Raw genomic sequence first — 15,268 nt, 5'->3', positions numbered from 1 at the left:
ACCACCGTTTTCTTCTCTCTTCAGAACGAGGCAGCATCTTCCCGTGGCCGAACTCATCACCCTCACGGACCCCGACGACCCCCGCCTGCACGACTACACGAACCTGACCGACGTGGAGCTGCGCCGCAGGCGCGAGCCCGCCGAGGGACTGTTCATCGCGGAGGGCGAGAAGGTGATCCGCCGCGCCCGGGCGGCGGGCTACGACACACGCTCCATGCTGCTCACCCCGAAGTGGGCCGAGGTGATGCGGGACGTCATCGACGAACTCCCCGCCCCCGTCTACTGCGTGAGCCCCGAACTGGCCGAGCGCGTCACCGGCTACCACGTCCACCGGGGCGCCCTGGCCTCCATGGGCCGCAAGGCCCTGCCGACGGCCGCCGAAGTCCTCGCCCCCGCCCGCCGCGTGGCCGTCTTCGAGGACATGGTCGACCACGCCAACCTGGGCGCCGCCTTCCGCAACGCGGCCGCGCTCGGCGTGGACGCGGTCCTCCTCACCCCCCGCTGCGCCGACCCCCTCTACCGGCGCGCGGTCAAGGTCTCCATGGGTGCCGTCTTCTCCGTCCCCTACGCGCGCTTCGACTCCTGGCCGCAGGACGCGGGCACGCTCCACGAGGCCGGCTTCGTCATCGCCGCCCTCTGCCTGGGCCCGGACTCCATCACCCTGGACGAACTGGCCGCCGCGGACCACGAGAAGCTCGCCCTGATGCTCGGCACCGAGGGCGACGGCCTGTCCCGGGCGGCCATGAACGCGGCCGACGAACTGGTCCGCATCCCGATGTCGGCGGGCATCGACTCGCTGAACGTGGCGGCCGCGTCGGCGGTGGCCTTCTACGCGACCTGCCGGAAGCCGTAGAACCAGCCGGAGAACCCCGCCGGTGCCCTACTTGGCGGCGGACGAGGGTCCGTCGGGCCGTGGCGTCGGGTCGTACGCCTGCTCCAACGACGCCCCGCCGCGCTCCGCGCCCGCCGTCGGCAGGCCGTGCGCCGGGTGGGTGCCGGTGCCGCCGAGCCCCCGGGACGGGCCCGTGCAGCCCTGCGCCAGGGCGATGCCGAGCGCCACGAGCAGCGTCACCACCACGAAGACGAACAGCCGCTGACGCAGCAGCCGGGGATTGGCCGGGCGCAGCCGGGTGCCCGTCGTACGGGTCGCCGGGCGCCCCGCACCGCTGCGGGGGCCCGTGGGGCGGCCGTTGCCCGTGGAGCGCGGGCGCGGCGCCGGGGTCGTACGGGACGCGCCCGGCCGCGAGCCGCCCCGCGAGGGGGTCCCGCCCCGGGCGGGCGTGGCACCGCGCGGCAGCGGCGTACCCGAGGGGGAGGGGCGGCGCTGGGTCGTGCGCTGCTGGTCCGGATAGGTGTCCACCAGGCGCCCGGCACCCCGGTCGCCGTCCGCCGTGCGCGGCGCGGGCGGGCGTACCTCGCCCAGACCCTGTGCCTCGCGCGCCGCGATCTCCTTCAGGCGCAGGGAGAGCTGGAGCGTGCTCGGCCGGTCGTCCGGGTCCTTGGCGAGGCACGCGCGCACCAGCGGGGCCAGCGCGTCCGGCACGCCGTGCAACTGGGGCTCCTCGTGCACCACGCGGTACAGCATCACCTCGGAACTGCCGTGTCCGAAGGGCGAGTCGCCGGTCGAGGCGTACGCCAGGGTCGCCCCCAGCGAGAACACGTCCGTCGCCGGGGTGACGACCGCTCCGCGCACCTGCTCCGGCGCCAGGAAGCCGGGGGAGCCCACCGCCGTACCCACGTGCGTGAGCGTGGAGGCACCTGTGGCCCAGGCGATGCCGAAGTCGATGATGCGGGGGCCCTTGGGGGACAGCAGGATGTTGGACGGCTTCAGATCCCGGTGGACCACGCCCGCCTCATGGACGGCGACCAGTCCCTCCGACAGAGCCGCCCCGATCGCCGCGGCCTCGGCCGCGACCAGCGGGCCCTCGTCGGCGACCTTGTCGTGCAGAGAGGGCCCGGGCACGTACTGCGTCGCGAACCACGGGCGCTCCGCCTCCAGGTCCGCGGCCACCAGCCGCGCCGTACAGCCGCCCCGGATGCGCCGGGCAGCCGACACCTCCCGCGCGAACCGCGACCGGAACTCCTGGTCCTCGGCCAGATCAGGCCGGATCACCTTCAGCGCGACCCGCTGCCCCTTCTTGTCGGAGCCGAGGTAGACCACGCCCATCCCGCCCGCGCCGAGCCGTCGGTGAAGCCTGAACGAGCCGACGACGCGCGGGTCCTCGCGCCTCAGGCGCATCATCGCCATGTTCATCCCCGCTGCCCGGTCCCTGTGACGGGCCCAGCTTACGTTTCCACGGCCGCCCGCGCGCAGAGGCCGCGCCCTCCGGTACCGACGGATTGCGCGGACGGCCACACCGGGTGAAGCCCGGTCAGCAGACGGTCAATTACAGCGCTGTTGGGAGTCGGGGAATGTCAACAAGTCAATCAGGCAAGGGGGTTGAGGTCCGCCCTTCGGTCCGTCGGCGGCGCGGACGGCCCGCGCGGGTTCTCTCTCCGGCGGTCCGTCACCGCGTGCGCCGCCCCGCGCCCGGACCGCGCAGGTCACCGCGAGGAGGTCAAAGTGACTGAAGTCATACGTATCCACCCGTGGGTGGAGAGCGACCCGTGCGGCGCTCTTCCGGAGCGGGCAACGGGCGACCCCTCCGGGAAGACCCCGAGAAGCGGAGCGAGGTCTCCACCCAGGGGAGTACTCCGCGCGGAAGGGCTCATCCTCCGGGAGGCCCGCCATTCGATACGAGGGCATGACGCCGGGGACACCGCCCCGCGCCTACATTTGAGGTCAAGCGGCGGGTGCGGTACTCGTCCCCCGAGGTCACACACCCGCCGCTGCTCACGAAGCGCAACTACACAGGAACCACCGAGCACGACCAGGGAAAGCCTGGAGGGATCATGGCCCACACGGCACCGAGGCGCACCCCGCCCGGCACCCGCCGGACCGGCCGCCGCCACCCCGCGGTGGCGACCCTCATGGCCCTGCCCCTGGCCCTGCTGCTCCTCCTCGTCTTCGACGGGTGGGAGACGGTGGCCACACAGGCGTCGTCCGTGGGTGCGATGCTGGGGCGCTGACCGGCGCTCCAGACCCGGAAGAGCGGTCCGGGGCACATCCATCCATCCTTGAAACCCCGTGGGGACGGGGGTGCGGCGGACGGCACGAATGCCGGCGTAGCTGGGGAGCTACGCCGGCATTGCGCTGTCCACGTCTCCGCCAGGACTCACGCGGGCTGTCGCCGCCCGCTGCCCGTACTGCCCGTACCCTCGCCGCACAGCCCAATAGCCCCGAGACCCCGTGACCGTGACCCCAGACGCCCTGACCGCCCGCCTGACCTCCACCGCGCACCCCGGCCCGGCGGCGGCCAACTGCCCCTGCCCCACCGGACTCCTCGCCGACCGTCCCGACGCCACCGTCCTCCGGCACGGCGACACCGTCGCGAAGGCCCACGCCCCCGGCACCGACCCGGAGGCACTCGTCCGGCGCCTGACGGTGGCCGCCCGTCTCCCGGACGTGCTGCTCGCCCCGCTTTGGACCACCCCCGAGACCGTGGACGGCCGCCTCGTCACGTACTGGCCGCACGGCACCCCCGTCGACCGCGACGACCCCGACGCCGCCCCCTGGGAAGCGGCCGCCACCCTCCTCGCCCGCCTCCACCGCGCGCCCCTGGAAACCCGGCTGCCCCCGATGCGCGGCCCGGCCAAGGCGGCCGCCGCCATCGCCCGGCTGAAGAAGTCCCCCAAGGCTCTTTCCCGCTCTGACGCGGCGCCGGTGCTGGACGCCTGGGCCGCGCTGCCCGGCTGGGCCCGCGGCGAGGAACCCGCTCCGGGCGTTCCGGCCCTCTGCCACGGTGATCTGCATCTCGGTCAGCTCGTCCGCCGTCCCGCGCCGGACGGCGGCTGGCGGCTGATCGACGTGGACGACCTCGGCACCGGCATCCCCGCCTGGGACCTCGCCCGGCCCGCCGCCTGGTACGCCTGCGGGCTGCTGCCGCCCGAGGAGTGGACCCGCTTCCTGGACGCCTACCGCGCCGCGGGCGGCCCCGCCGTACCGCCCGACGGCGACCCCTGGCCGGTCCTCGACGTGCCCGCCCGCGCCCTCACCGTGCAGACCGCCGCCCTCGCGCTCACCAAGGCGCTCGCCGCGGGCCGTTCGCCGGACGAGGTCGAGCAGGCCGTGGTCGACGCCTGTGCCCGCATGATCGCCTCCGCTCGATGAGCGCCGGTCCCCGACCGGTTGAGCTGCGATTTTCCCGAACACGATGCAACCGCCCGGGGCAGGACGGAGTCTGTCCCTGGGGAAACACCAAGCAGGACCCTACGGCGAGGAGTTGAGCCGACCATGCAGTGCCCGAAGTGTCACGCGCCCATGCGCACCTACAACCGCAACGGCATCCAGATCGAGCAGTGCGACGGCTGCCGCGGCATCTTCCTGGACTACGGCGAGCTGGAGGCGCTGACCCGCGTGGAGTCCCAGTGGGCGCAGCCCCCGGCCCCGCAGGCGTACCCGGCCGCCCCGCCCGCCCCCGCCTGGGGCGCCCCGCACGGCGGCGGTCACGGCGGCCACGGCGGTCACTACGGCGGCCACCACCGCCACAAGAGCTTCGGCCACATGCTGTTCTCGAGCTGAGCCGGACAGCGAAGAGCCCCGGCCGTACGAGACGGCCGGGGCTCTTTCGTGTGTGGACGATACTGGGATTGAACCAGTGACCTCTTCCGTGTCAGGGAAGCGCTCTCCCGCTGAGCTAATCGTCCTCGGGACCACGATCACTCGATGTCACTCCATGGAGTGGGTCGTGGGCACTGCGTGCGCGATACTGGGATTGAACCAGTGACCTCTTCCGTGTCAGGGAAGCGCTCTCCCGCTGAGCTAATCGCGCGGGATCGGATCTTCGAGAAGATCCAGTGGACGATACTGGGATTGAACCAGTGACCTCTTCCGTGTCAGGGAAGCGCTCTCCCGCTGAGCTAATCGTCCTTGGAGGTGGAGACGGGATTTGAACCCGTGTAGACGGCTTTGCAGGCCGTTGCCTCGCCTCTCGGCCACTCCACCAGGAGTGTAGGGGATCGGGAAGACCCCTGTTCCTGCGAGCGGACGACGAGGCTCGAACTCGCGACCTCAACCTTGGCAAGGTTGCGCTCTACCAACTGAGCTACGTCCGCTTGTCGTTTCGGTCCGCTTCCGCGTCCCGGCGACGTGTTGAACTTTAGCGGATTCCTCGGCCAGTACAAAAACGCGTTTGCGCAGCGTGCTGCGGTGCACCTCGCGACCGGCACGGTCACGGCCGTCCCGGAGGTCCCCGCGGACATCGCCGGACCATCGCCGGACCGCCTCCGGAGAGGCCCGCCTAGACTCGGCCACGTGCCTCACCTTCCTCCCGTTCTCCCCCCTATGGCCCGCTTCGGCGACCGCGTCGCCACCGGCCTGCTGGACGTCACGGGCGACCCGGCCGCGCTGGACTCCGAGGGTTTCTGGGCCGTCGTCGCGGACTTCGAGGGCGGCCTCACCTGCGCCCGCTTCGCGCACGTACGGGAAGAGCCGGTGCCCGCCCCGCGCCCAGGCGCCTGGCGCGGGCCCGGGCCAGGCACCTGGACCTCCTCCCTCGACCGCGCCGCCTACACGGCCGCCGTCCGCCGCATCCGCGAGCACATCGCGGCTGGCGAGGTCTACCAGGCCAACCTCTGCCGCGTGCTCAGCGCGCCCGTCGCCCCGGGCGCCGACGTGGACGCCCTCACCGCCCTCCTCGCCCGGGGCAACCCCGCCCCCCACGGAGGAACGATCCGGCTCCCGGAGCACGGGGTGGAGATCGCCACCGCCTCACCCGAGCTGTTCCTGCGCCGCGCCGGCCGCACCGTCGAGTCCGGTCCCATCAAGGGCACCGGCCGCACCGAGGCCGACCTCCTGGAGAAGGACTACGCCGAGAACGTGATGATCGTGGACCTGGTCCGCAACGACATCGGCCGCGTCTGCGAGACCGGCAGCGTCACCGTCCCCGACCTGTGCGCGGTGGAGAAGCACCCCGGGCTCGTCCACCTGGTCTCCACCGTGCGGGGCGAACTGCGCCCCGGCGCGGGCTGGCCCGACCTGTTCGCCGCCGCCTTCCCGCCCGGCTCGGTCACCGGCGCCCCCAAGACCAGCGCCCTGCGGATCATCGAGGCCCTCGAACCCGCCCCGCGCGGCCCCTACTGCGGCGCCGTCGGCTGGGTCGACGCCGACCGGGGCACCGCCGAGCTGGCCGTCGGCATCCGCACCTTCTGGATCGACCGCGCCGCCGGAGCCCTCCGCTTCGGCGCGGGCGCCGGGATCACCTGGGGATCCGATCCCGAGGGGGAGTGGCGGGAGACCGAACTGAAGGCGTCCCGGCTGCTCGCGATAGCGTCGGGGGAGTACCAGGAAAGTGGAGAGGCTCTCACATGAGGATCTGGCTGGACGGCGAACTGCGTGACGCCGATTCCGCGCGCGTCTCGGTCTTCGACCACGGGCTCACCGTGGGCGACGGCATCTTCGAGACCGTCAAGGCCGTCGACGGACGGCCCTTCGCGCTCACCCGCCACCTCGACCGGCTCACCCGCTCGGCCCGGGGCCTCGGACTGCCCGACCCCGACCACGACGAACTGCACCGCGCCTGCGCTGCCGTCCTCGACGCCAACCCCATGCCGCTCGGCCGGCTGCGCATCACCTACACCGGTGGCCACGGCCCGCTCGGCTCCGACCGCGGCGAGCACGGCCCCACACTGCTCGTCGCCCTCGGCGAGACCACCCGCCGCCCCGACTCCACCGCCGTGATCACCGTCCCCTGGACCCGCAACGAACGCGGCGCGCTCACCGGTCTGAAGACCACCTCGTACGCCGAGAACGTCGTCGCCCTCGCCCGCGCCCACGAACAGGGGGCGTCCGAGGCGCTGTTCGGCAACACCGTCGGACAGCTCTGCGAGGGCACCGGTTCCAACGTCTTCGTCGTCCTCGACGGCGAGATCCACACCCCGCCGGTCGCCTCCGGCTGCCTCGCGGGCATCACCCGCGCCCTCACCGTGGAGTGGGCCGGAGCCAAGGAGACCGACCTCCCGCTGGACGTCCTGGAGCGGGCCGAGGAGATCTTCCTGACCTCCACCCTGCGCGACGTCCAGGCCGTGCACCGCGTCGACGGCCGTGAACTGCCCGGAGCCCCGGGCCCGGTGACCGCCAAGGCGATGCGGATCTTCGACGAGCGGTCCCGGCAGGACCTCAACCCCTGAGCGGGGCAGGCGAGCCGGCACAGGGCCCGGCAAGGCGACCGGCCGGGAAAAAGGGCTGAGGCGGGCGGCCCGCAGCGGGTAGAACTCCGGTGATGACGACGACCCTGCGGCCGGCCGAGCCGCTCCAGCAGCACACCGACGGAACCCGCTCCCGCCGCTACCAGGTGTGCGTGAACAGCCGTCCCGTCGGGGAGATCCACCTGGCCACGGTGATCGGCACCATAGTCGCCCGCATCACCGGCCTGCGCATCGAGGAGCCCGACCGGCGGCGCGGCCGGGCCACGGTGGCCGCGCTCGCGGCCGAGGAGGTCGCGCGCGGCTGGGGCTGCCGCCGGATCGACACGGTGGTCCCGGCCGGGGACGAACCCGCCCTGCGCCTGGCCCGGACCCTCGGGTACGCCCCGAGCGCCCGCGCCATGCGGAAACGCCTCGGCGACGTGCCCCCGGAACTGCCCGAGGGCACCAGCGGACGCCCCATGACCGAGGCGGAGTTCGAGGACTGGCTGGTGCGGGGGAGGGAGACCTACGCGCACTCGCTGACCGCTCTCGGCCTCTCCGAGGAGGAGGCGCGGACCCAGTCCCGCCACGACCACGAGACACGCCTCGGACAAGGACTGGCCACGGAAGGGGCGCGCTTCAGCGTCCTCGAACACGAGGGCACGCCCGTGGGCACGATCTGGGTCGGCCGCGCCGACGACGCGCCCTGGGTCTTCGACATCGGGACCGACGAGGCGTACCGGGGCCGGGGCCACGGCCGCTCCCTGATGCTCCTCGCCGAGGCGCAGACCATCGCGGACGGCGAGCGCACCCTGGCCCTCAACGTCCGCGCGGGCAACACCCCGGCCGAGCGGCTGTACGCGTCGCTGGGCTACGAGACGACGCGCCACGTCCTCGCCAAGCCGCTGCTGTGACGATCGGCGGCGAGGGCCGGGGTGTGCGTCAGCCCTGCCCGGCCAGCAGCCGGTCCGCGATCTCCTCGATCCGCTCGCGCAGCCCCTCCTGGCTCTTGCCGCCGTCCAGGCGCTCGCCGCCGATGACATAGGTCGGGGTGCCGGTGACACCGATCGCCTTGCCCTCGGCCTGGTCCGCGTCCACGATCAGGATGTGCCGGCCGTCGATCAGCGCGGTGTCGAACTCCTCGGCGTCCAGGCCGAGTTCACGGGCAACCTCGATCAGCAGGTCCTCGCCCCGGCGGTCCAGCTCCTCGACGCGCCCCAGCACGGCCTCGATGTACGGCCAGCCCTGCCCCTGCTCCACGGCCTCCTCGGCGGCCTGCGCGGCGGCGAAGGCGTGCTTGTGCTTCTCCAGCGGGAAGTGCCGCAGCCGCACGTCGATCCGGTCGCCGTACCGGGCGCGCAGAGCGCGGACATCGTCCAGGGCGGTACGGCAGTCGGGGCACTGAAGCTCGCACCAGACGTCGAGGACGACGGGCTCGGCGGATGCGGGGGAGGAGTCGTTCATACGCCCAGTCTTCCAGGCCGCCGTCGGCTGCCCCAACCCGGTGGGAAGGCTCCGGGCACCGCCCCCCCCTCACCCCGGACCCCGGCACCGCGCTGATCAACGGCACCACTCCGAGAGATCTCCGGTTCCGACCCCGAGATCTCCCTGATGTGGGGGGCGGGGCATGGCATCCGGGGGAGGGGGCGGTGCAGGATGGAAGGGACGAAGCGCACCGTGTGCCTCGTGCCCCGTCATGCCGGCCCCTGCCGGCCGGGCCCGTCTGGAGGATCGGATGCTTGCCGAGACCATCTGCTCCGCCGTGTCCGCGGCGGGTCTGGGTATCGCCGCGGTCACCGCCTACCGCAAGCGCTTCCTGACGGCCGCCCGCGTCGTGGCCTACTCGCTGGTGCCGGTCGGCCTGGTGATGACCGGTGTCGTGGGCTGGCTCGCCCGCACCGCCTTGAGCCCCCTCGCCTGGGCTGGCTTCGGGGTGCTGGCGCTGTCCGTGGTGCTCTTCCTGCTCACCCGCGCGGTCGAGCGCAGGCGCGACCGCGCCGGAAAGGGCGCGATACGGAGCGCCGAGAGCGACCCGGTGGCACCCGCCGCCTCGGCGCCTTCCCTCGGCCGGGGCAGCGGCCGGGCGTCCCGTCCCGCCGCTCCGCCCGCGGCCACCGGCTCCGGCGACGACTTCAGCGACATCGAGGCCATCCTCAAGAAGCACGGCATATGACACGGCTGCCCTGACGGAGCGGGGCGTCACAGGCCGCCCCGGTACGTCCGAAAACGTTCACGACACGGAGCGAGCCGAACGAATCGTCGCGAATTCCGCAGACTCCCGCGCTTTACAGGTGTCTTGATCGCGTACAGGGCCCCTGGTGGTCCATCATCACCGCGAGATGGTGGATACGACACAGAGCGAGGCCCCGCCGCAGGAGGACGAGCCGCGCGGGTGCCTCTTCGCCCTTTCCCAGCCACCGCTGATGATCTTCCTAGCGGTGATCGGGTGTCTGATCCTCATGGCGGCGCTGCACGACCTGCTGTTGCTGTGAGCCGTACACGTCCGTCCCGGCGTCACCCGCCGGGACCGGCGTCGGTCCGAAGAGCCCTCTGCGTCTCCACGCCCGTCCGTCTCAGCCCGCCGACTCCGACTCCTTGCGCCGCGCCCGGTACGCGGCCACGTGCAGCCGGTTCCCGCACGTACGGCTGTCGCAGTAGCGGCGCGAGCGGTTGCGGGACAGGTCCACGAAAGCGCGCCGGCAGTCCGGCGCCTCGCAACGCCGCAGCCGCTCCCGCTCCCCGGCCACCACGAAGAAGGCGAGCGCCATCCCGCAGTCGGCCGCGAGATGGTCCGCCAGCGACGCCCCGGGGGCGAAGTAGTGCACATGCCAGTCGTAGCCGTCGTGGTCCGTCAGCCGCGGGGTGGTGCCCGCGGCGGCGACCAGCTCGTTGATCAGCCCAGCGGCTGCCCGGGCGTCCGGCGCGGCGAAGATCCGCGCGAACCGGCCCCGCACCTTGCGCACCGCCGACAGATCGAACTCGGACAGCACCCCCACGTCACTGACGGCGTGGCCGCGCACGAACACGGCGAGCGCCTCGACGTCCGGCAGCCCGTCCGCCGCCGTGTCGTCCTCCGGCGCGGTGTTCACCAGATCCACCACCGTGCTGAGGGCGCACCGGGTGTCGTGGGTGATCAGCACGTTTCGCTCCCTGGCCTGGGGGTCGGGCGGACGCCCGCCGATGCTGGCCGATGGTAGCGACAACCGAGGCCGCCGCACCGGGCCCGCCCCGGGTGACTGCCCCGGCAACGCCCCGCCCGACGCCCTGGTTCCCGGACCGCGCGGAAAACCGGCGGGCGGGCCCGCGCGGACACGGCTAGGCGCCGTCACCGTGCGTGTGCGCGGTGACGGCGCCGAGCCTGCCGGTATACGGCGGTGCGGGCCCGAGCCGTCTCCCCGAGTGGACGGCGCCGGGCGTCTTGGACGGGCGGCGGCCTAGCTCTCCGCCAGGATGTGGGAGAGCTCCTGATCCAGATCGAAGTGCCGGTGCTCCGTGCCGGGCGGCACGGCGGCGTCGGTCCGCTTCAGGAAGGACTCCAGGGCCCGTGCGGGGGCCTCCAGCAGAGCCTCGCCCTCGGGAGAACTGAGGGCGATGCACACGACGCCCTGGCCATGACTGCGCGATGGCCAGACGCGGACGTCGCCGGTGCCGGTGGGCCGGTGCAGCCCCTCGGCGAGGAGGTCGCGGGCGAACACCCACTCGACGGTCTCCTCGGCTCCGGTGTGGAAGGTGGCGTGCACGGCGTAGGGGTCGGCCGTGTCGTACCGCAGGCCTGCGGGGACAGGCAGGGATGACTCGCTCGACACAACGAGGCGCAGGTGCAGCTCGCAGCTGACCGTGGTGTTCATAAGCGCCAGGGCCTTTCGCTCAGTGTGCGCTCGGGGATTCGCACGTCGGCGAAATCGACATGCCACCTACGGTGCCGTTGTAAACCCCTCTGGGGGTTTTGCATGAGTTTCCGTACCTCTTACGGCCGAGAACTTGTGCGACATCTGCCACCATTCCGGTGACTGGAAACACTCGGGTAGGGTTCGACGGTATGAATACGGGGAGTGACGGTCTGGGTGAGGTTGTCGTGGCGGACGGGACGGGAGCGGACGAGGAGCGCCCCGAGGAGGGCCTCGGCTCCCGCGCACCCGCGTTCGTCAAGGAGCACCGCGCCCTCCACCTGAGCTGGCAGGTCGGCGTCTTCCTCGTCGGTCTCGCGGTCGTCGCCGCCGGCGTCGTCATGCTCCCGCTGCCCGGTCCCGGCTGGGCGGTGATCTTCGGCGGCATGATGATCTGGGCCACCGAGTTCGTCTGGGCCCAGCTCGTCCTGCGCTGGACGAAGCGCAAGGTCACCGCGGCGGCACAGCGCGCCCTCGACCCCCGCGTACGCCGCCGCAACATCACCCTGACCGTGCTCGGGCTGGTGATCGTCGGCGTGCTCGCCGCGATCTACGTCTCGAAGTTCGGCTTCGTGGCGCCCTGGAAGATCCAGGCGGTCGGAACCACCCGCTGACATGCGGTAATGTTCTCTCTGCGCCCGGGCGATTAGCTCAGTGGGAGAGCGCTTCGTTCACACCGAAGAGGTCACTGGTTCGAACCCAGTATCGCCCACCCGGACCGACGGCCCATCCGCTTCCAGAGCGGATGGGCCGTCGGCATATGCGCTACGCTCCGCACCCGCCGCCCGCCGGGGACACCCGTCAAGACCGACTTCCGGACGGACCGCCCCACGCACCCCGAAGCGCCCCATTCAGGCCGCCCCCGGAAATACCCCCGGACCCTATTGCGCGACGCGCCCCCGCAATTCCCATTGCGCCCGCATTTCCGTGGCGCCCCGCACCGCACCGGAATTCCGGAATCCTCAAGTCCTGTGTTCCGACAGGTCATATGAGTACAAGTCACTTCTTGGGAAGCGGACGCGCAATGCCGGACCCGCGCCGGGCGGGCGCACCGCGGGATCGGCGCACGGCCGATCCGGATCGAGACAGGACCGGCGCACGGCTCCACCCGGCACCTGACCCGCACCCCCGCCACAGCCACCGGCCCGCACCCCGGCAGCCCCGACCGGCACCCCGTACCGAGGCGGTTTGGAGGAACCCCGCCGAGACCTGTATTGTTCAGTGCGTTCCCGGGCGATTAGCTCAGTGGGAGAGCGCTTCGTTCACACCGAAGAGGTCACTGGTTCGAACCCAGTATCGCCCACCCGGACCGACGGCCCATCTGCTTCCAGAGCAGGTGGGCCGTCGTCGTACGCCCACGCGGCACACCCTCGCGCCACCGCCCCGCACCCGCTACGCCGCCGCCGACAGCTCCGCCCGCAGCGGCCACTCCGTGCTCACCGTCTCCGGCGAACCACTGCGCGCGAACCACGCCTGCAGCCCCCGCGCCTGCGCCGCGTGCCAGCCGACCTGCAGAGCGTGCAGCTCCGCCGGGGACAGCCGCTCCAGGCGCGCCGAGAACCGCCGCCCCACCGCCCGTACGACGTCCAGCGCCGCCAGCGCGTCCGCCGCCGCGTCGTGCGCGTCGTTCAGCGCCACGCCGTAGTGCTCGCACAGGTCCGTCAGCGTCCGGCGCCCCTTGCGGTAGCGGTCCAACTGCTTGTCCAGCACCCGGGGATCCAGCACCCGCAGTGGCGCCCCCTCGAACCAGCGGTCCAGCGACGACGCCCGGTGCCGCCGCAACTCCCGGTCCAGCAGCGTCAGATCGAACGGCGCGTTCATCACCACCAACGGCCGCCCCATCGCCGTGTGTTCGGCCAGCTGCTGGGCTATCTCGTACATCACCGGCGCCGGCCAGCGGCCGTTGCGCTGGAGGTGCTCCTCCGTCAGCCCGTGCACCGCCGTCGCCTCCTCGGGCACCGGCACCCCCGGATTCACCAGCCACCGGCTCACCCGGGGCCGCGTACCCGGCGCGTCCTGCACCACGACGGCGGCCGACACGATCCGGTCGCCCTCGACGTCCACACCCGTCGTCTCCGTGTCGAAGGCGGCCAGGGCCCCTTCGTACCAGCAAGTCATCCCAACCCAACTCCTCGTTCACCCACGACAGATGACGTGCCGTCTTCTGCCCGTTTGGTGATACCCGGGCTGTTTGCGCCGTACGCCGGGCGGAGACAACAGGAGTACGGGTCTTTGCAGTTCAGCGGCCCGAAGCTGAGAAACCCTTGGTTGGGAAGGCAGTTCGTCATGGCCATTGCGCAGCCCGAGCGGGGCGGGCTGCTGCCCGAACGCGCGGGACTGGTTCGCGGCACACTCGCCACCACCGCCTGCATGGAGACCTTGCAGGTCGGCTATCTGCACGCGGTCGCCGCCGCCGCGGGCTGCTCCCTGTCCCAGCCCTTCCCGGACAACGGCATCGACTGGCACGTCAGCCACAGCGCCCCCGGCCACACCGTCGACGACGAAGTGACGATCAAGGTGCAGCTCAAGTGCACCTACCAGATCGCCCCCCACCCCCCGGGCCCCACCTTCGCCTTCACGCTCGACAACGACCACCTGCGCAAGCTCGCCCGCACCCCCGTCTCGGTGCACAAGATCCTCGTCGTCATGATCGTCCCGCGCGCCCAGGAGGACTGGCTGCGCGCCGGACACGACCGGCTCGACCTGCGCCACTGCTGCTACTGGGTCAACCTCGCCGGACACCCCGTCACCGGACGCCACCGCACCACCGTGCGCGTACCGGTCACCCGCATCTTCGACGACCGCGCGCTCTGCGAGATCATGACGCGCGTCGGGACGGGAGGCAGACCATGAGAAGCCGCTCCGACGACGACACCGTCCGCCACCTGCGCGCCCACCCCGAGCACCTCCCCTGGCACGAGACCCCCGACCCCACCCGCGTCGACCCCGCCGTCCTCACCACCCTCCTGCACCGCCACGGCTGGCAACGACGCGGAGGCGCCACCGGACGCTACGGCCGCTGGACCCCGCCCGCCCCGGCGGGACCCGGCACCAGCCTCCTCGTGCCCGAGAACCGCGCCTTCCCCGACAGCGACGACCTCCTCGGCGAAGCCCTCGACGCCCTCGTCCGCAGCGCCGCCCCCACCGCCCGCGAGGTGCTCATCGCCCTCGCCGTGCCCAGCGACGAGATCCGCTGGCACCGCGACACCCCCTGCGGCCCCGCCGGCACCGCCCCCTGGACCGCCGACGAACACCTGCGCGGCGCCGCCCGCCGCACCCTCCTCGCCGCCGCCCTCGCCACCCGTGCCCCGGCCGGCTACCACGGCGCCCGCCACCGGGCCGGCGCCGCGGCCCTCCTCGACAAGGTGCTCGTCGGACCGGCCGCCGAGGGCCGCCGCCTCACCGCCTTCGCACCCCTGCCCCAGGGGCGCCCCCTCGCCGTGCGCCTCCACCAGGCCCTGCACGCCACCCGCGAGGCCATCGACTACCAGCGCGCCACCGGCCGCGCCGACGCCTTCGACGGCGCCGTCGCCGCCGGGGTCAGCCGCGAACTGACCGAGGCGCTCACCGTCCTCGTCCGGGGCAGCGAGGGCGCCCGCGTCACCGTCTCCTGGGCGCCCGCCGCCGGAGTCCCCGACGGCTGCGCCGCCCACGCCGAACCCGTCGAGTTCTCACCCGGCGACCTCCCCGTCCTGCGCGCCGCCGCGGCCCGCTATCTGCGTGCCGAACCCTCCGTCCCCGTCGCGGTCACCGGCGTCGTCGTCCGCCTGCGCCGCTCGGGACCGCGCGGCGCGGGCACCGTTCGGCTCCGCGTGCTCACCGGCGCCGAGGTGGCTCACCTGCGCCTCACCCTCGGCGAGGAGGACTACCGCATCGCCGGATACGCCCACCTCGTCGGCCTCCCCGTGCGCGTGCACGGCAGACTGGAGCGCCGGGGCGGTTTCCGCAGGCTCACCGGCGCCACTGGGGTCGTCCCCGTCCAGGTCGACGAGGCCGAGCGCGACCGGCTGATGAAGTCCCTCCAGGAGAACCTCGGCTCCTTCGAGGAGGCGTGCGGCGAGACGTACGGCGCGGGGGACGGAAAGTAACCGTTTCGCGGTGGACGGTGCCGGGTCGGTACGATCCCTTGTGCGCGCGCTCCTGGTATGGCGCCGCAT

At 72.7% G+C, this 15,268-nt stretch carries 17 protein-coding genes and 7 tRNA genes; 14 read left to right on the top strand and 10 right to left on the bottom strand.

Features of this window, described 5'->3' with window-relative positions:
• Nucleotides 1-43 precede the first annotated feature (43 nt).
• Nucleotides 44-853 carry a TrmH family RNA methyltransferase gene (locus ACWEEU_RS20240; RefSeq protein WP_385745121.1) on the top strand — a complete coding sequence of 270 codons (810 nt, stop codon included), beginning with the start codon at nt 44-46 and terminating at the stop codon, nt 851-853.
• A gap of 27 nt (nt 854-880) precedes the next feature.
• Here ACWEEU_RS20240 and ACWEEU_RS20235 read toward each other — a convergent pair whose 3' ends face one another.
• Nucleotides 881-2,254, bottom strand: coding sequence for a serine/threonine-protein kinase (locus ACWEEU_RS20235; RefSeq protein ID WP_385745119.1), 1,374 nt, complete (start codon nt 2,252-2,254; stop codon nt 881-883).
• A 638-nt stretch (nt 2,255-2,892) separates the two neighbouring features.
• Between ACWEEU_RS20235 and ACWEEU_RS20230 the strand changes: the two genes are divergently transcribed.
• The 3 genes from ACWEEU_RS20230 (at nt 2,893) to ACWEEU_RS20220 (ending at nt 4,621) form a co-directional block, all read left to right on the top strand.
• A complete protein-coding gene (locus ACWEEU_RS20230; RefSeq protein WP_385745118.1) occupies nt 2,893-3,069 on the top strand; it encodes a hypothetical protein in 177 nt (58 codons plus the stop codon).
• A 220-nt stretch (nt 3,070-3,289) separates the two neighbouring features.
• Entirely contained in the window at nt 3,290-4,210 is a 921-nt protein-coding gene (locus ACWEEU_RS20225) for an aminoglycoside phosphotransferase family protein (RefSeq protein WP_451733986.1), read from the top strand.
• A 123-nt stretch (nt 4,211-4,333) separates the two neighbouring features.
• The gene (locus tag ACWEEU_RS20220; RefSeq protein WP_356103182.1) at nt 4,334-4,621 is read left to right on the top strand and encodes a TFIIB-type zinc ribbon-containing protein; all 288 of its coding nucleotides are present in this window, start codon (nt 4,334-4,336) and stop codon (nt 4,619-4,621) included.
• Between the two features lie 53 nt (nt 4,622-4,674).
• On the opposite strand, the gene ACWEEU_RS20215 is transcribed toward ACWEEU_RS20220, so the two are convergent.
• The 5 genes from ACWEEU_RS20215 to ACWEEU_RS20195 form a co-directional block, all read right to left on the bottom strand.
• Nucleotides 4,675-4,746 (bottom strand) — tRNA-Val (locus ACWEEU_RS20215).
• 53 nt (nt 4,747-4,799) lie between these two features.
• Nucleotides 4,800-4,871 (bottom strand) — tRNA-Val (locus ACWEEU_RS20210).
• A 26-nt stretch (nt 4,872-4,897) separates the two neighbouring features.
• Nucleotides 4,898-4,969 (bottom strand) — tRNA-Val (locus ACWEEU_RS20205).
• Between the two features lies 1 nt (nt 4,970).
• A tRNA-Cys gene (locus ACWEEU_RS20200) sits at nt 4,971-5,044 on the bottom strand.
• 37 nt (nt 5,045-5,081) lie between these two features.
• A tRNA-Gly gene (locus tag ACWEEU_RS20195) sits at nt 5,082-5,154 on the bottom strand.
• A gap of 229 nt (nt 5,155-5,383) precedes the next feature.
• On the opposite strand from ACWEEU_RS20195, the gene ACWEEU_RS20190 reads away from it, so the two are divergent.
• From ACWEEU_RS20190 to ACWEEU_RS20180, 3 genes are all read left to right on the top strand, one after another.
• The gene (locus tag ACWEEU_RS20190) at nt 5,384-6,409 is read left to right on the top strand and encodes a chorismate-binding protein (protein WP_385745190.1); all 1,026 of its coding nucleotides are present in this window, start codon (nt 5,384-5,386) and stop codon (nt 6,407-6,409) included.
• Entirely contained in the window at nt 6,406-7,227 is an 822-nt protein-coding gene (locus ACWEEU_RS20185; protein WP_451733983.1) for an aminotransferase class IV, read from the top strand. The genes ACWEEU_RS20190 and ACWEEU_RS20185 overlap by 4 nt, the downstream gene beginning before the upstream one ends.
• Nucleotides 7,228-7,319: 92 nt before the next feature.
• A complete protein-coding gene (locus tag ACWEEU_RS20180; protein WP_451733981.1) occupies nt 7,320-8,138 on the top strand; it encodes a GNAT family N-acetyltransferase in 819 nt (272 codons plus the stop codon).
• Nucleotides 8,139-8,166: 28 nt separating this feature from the next.
• Here ACWEEU_RS20180 and ACWEEU_RS20175 read toward each other — a convergent pair whose 3' ends face one another.
• Nucleotides 8,167-8,688, bottom strand: coding sequence for a DsbA family protein (locus tag ACWEEU_RS20175; RefSeq protein WP_385745110.1), 522 nt, complete (start codon nt 8,686-8,688; stop codon nt 8,167-8,169).
• 271 nt (nt 8,689-8,959) lie between these two features.
• On the opposite strand from ACWEEU_RS20175, the gene ACWEEU_RS20170 reads away from it, so the two are divergent.
• The gene (locus ACWEEU_RS20170) at nt 8,960-9,397 is read left to right on the top strand and encodes a hypothetical protein (protein WP_451733979.1); all 438 of its coding nucleotides are present in this window, start codon (nt 8,960-8,962) and stop codon (nt 9,395-9,397) included.
• Nucleotides 9,398-9,563: 166 nt separating this feature from the next.
• The gene (locus tag ACWEEU_RS20165) at nt 9,564-9,716 is read left to right on the top strand and encodes a hypothetical protein (RefSeq protein ID WP_199587679.1); all 153 of its coding nucleotides are present in this window, start codon (nt 9,564-9,566) and stop codon (nt 9,714-9,716) included.
• A gap of 81 nt (nt 9,717-9,797) precedes the next feature.
• Here ACWEEU_RS20165 and ACWEEU_RS20160 read toward each other — a convergent pair whose 3' ends face one another.
• Entirely contained in the window at nt 9,798-10,364 is a 567-nt protein-coding gene (locus ACWEEU_RS20160) for a CGNR zinc finger domain-containing protein (RefSeq protein WP_385745106.1), read from the bottom strand.
• Nucleotides 10,365-10,658: 294 nt separating this feature from the next.
• Nucleotides 10,659-11,072, bottom strand: coding sequence for an SsgA family sporulation/cell division regulator (locus ACWEEU_RS20155; protein WP_004002642.1), 414 nt, complete (start codon nt 11,070-11,072; stop codon nt 10,659-10,661).
• Nucleotides 11,073-11,263: 191 nt separating this feature from the next.
• On the opposite strand from ACWEEU_RS20155, the gene ACWEEU_RS20150 reads away from it, so the two are divergent.
• The 3 genes from ACWEEU_RS20150 (at nt 11,264) to ACWEEU_RS20140 (ending at nt 12,414) form a co-directional block, all read left to right on the top strand.
• Complete coding sequence (locus tag ACWEEU_RS20150) at nt 11,264-11,725, top strand: TIGR02611 family protein (protein ID WP_385751577.1); 462 nt, start codon at nt 11,264-11,266, stop codon at nt 11,723-11,725.
• A gap of 26 nt (nt 11,726-11,751) precedes the next feature.
• A tRNA-Val gene (locus tag ACWEEU_RS20145) sits at nt 11,752-11,823 on the top strand.
• A 519-nt stretch (nt 11,824-12,342) separates the two neighbouring features.
• Nucleotides 12,343-12,414, top strand: a tRNA-Val gene (locus ACWEEU_RS20140).
• Between the two features lie 89 nt (nt 12,415-12,503).
• On the opposite strand, the gene ACWEEU_RS20135 is transcribed toward ACWEEU_RS20140, so the two are convergent.
• On the bottom strand, nt 12,504-13,229 hold the full coding sequence (locus tag ACWEEU_RS20135; RefSeq protein WP_199587682.1) for a 3'-5' exonuclease: 726 nt from the start codon (nt 13,227-13,229) through the stop codon (nt 12,504-12,506).
• A gap of 168 nt (nt 13,230-13,397) precedes the next feature.
• On the opposite strand from ACWEEU_RS20135, the gene ACWEEU_RS20130 reads away from it, so the two are divergent.
• Nucleotides 13,398-13,964: a DUF4365 domain-containing protein gene (locus tag ACWEEU_RS20130; protein WP_385748820.1), complete on the top strand. Its 567-nt coding sequence runs from the start codon at nt 13,398-13,400 to the stop codon at nt 13,962-13,964.
• On the top strand, nt 13,961-15,199 hold the full coding sequence (locus ACWEEU_RS20125; RefSeq protein WP_451733976.1) for a hypothetical protein: 1,239 nt from the start codon (nt 13,961-13,963) through the stop codon (nt 15,197-15,199). The genes ACWEEU_RS20130 and ACWEEU_RS20125 overlap by 4 nt, the downstream gene beginning before the upstream one ends.
• Nucleotides 15,200-15,268: the final 69 nt, after the last annotated feature.

Source organism: Streptomyces sp. NPDC005004 (assembly GCF_053600675.1).
Note: the sequence above shows the minus strand (reverse complement) of the source record. Positions and strands in the feature narration are given on the sequence as shown.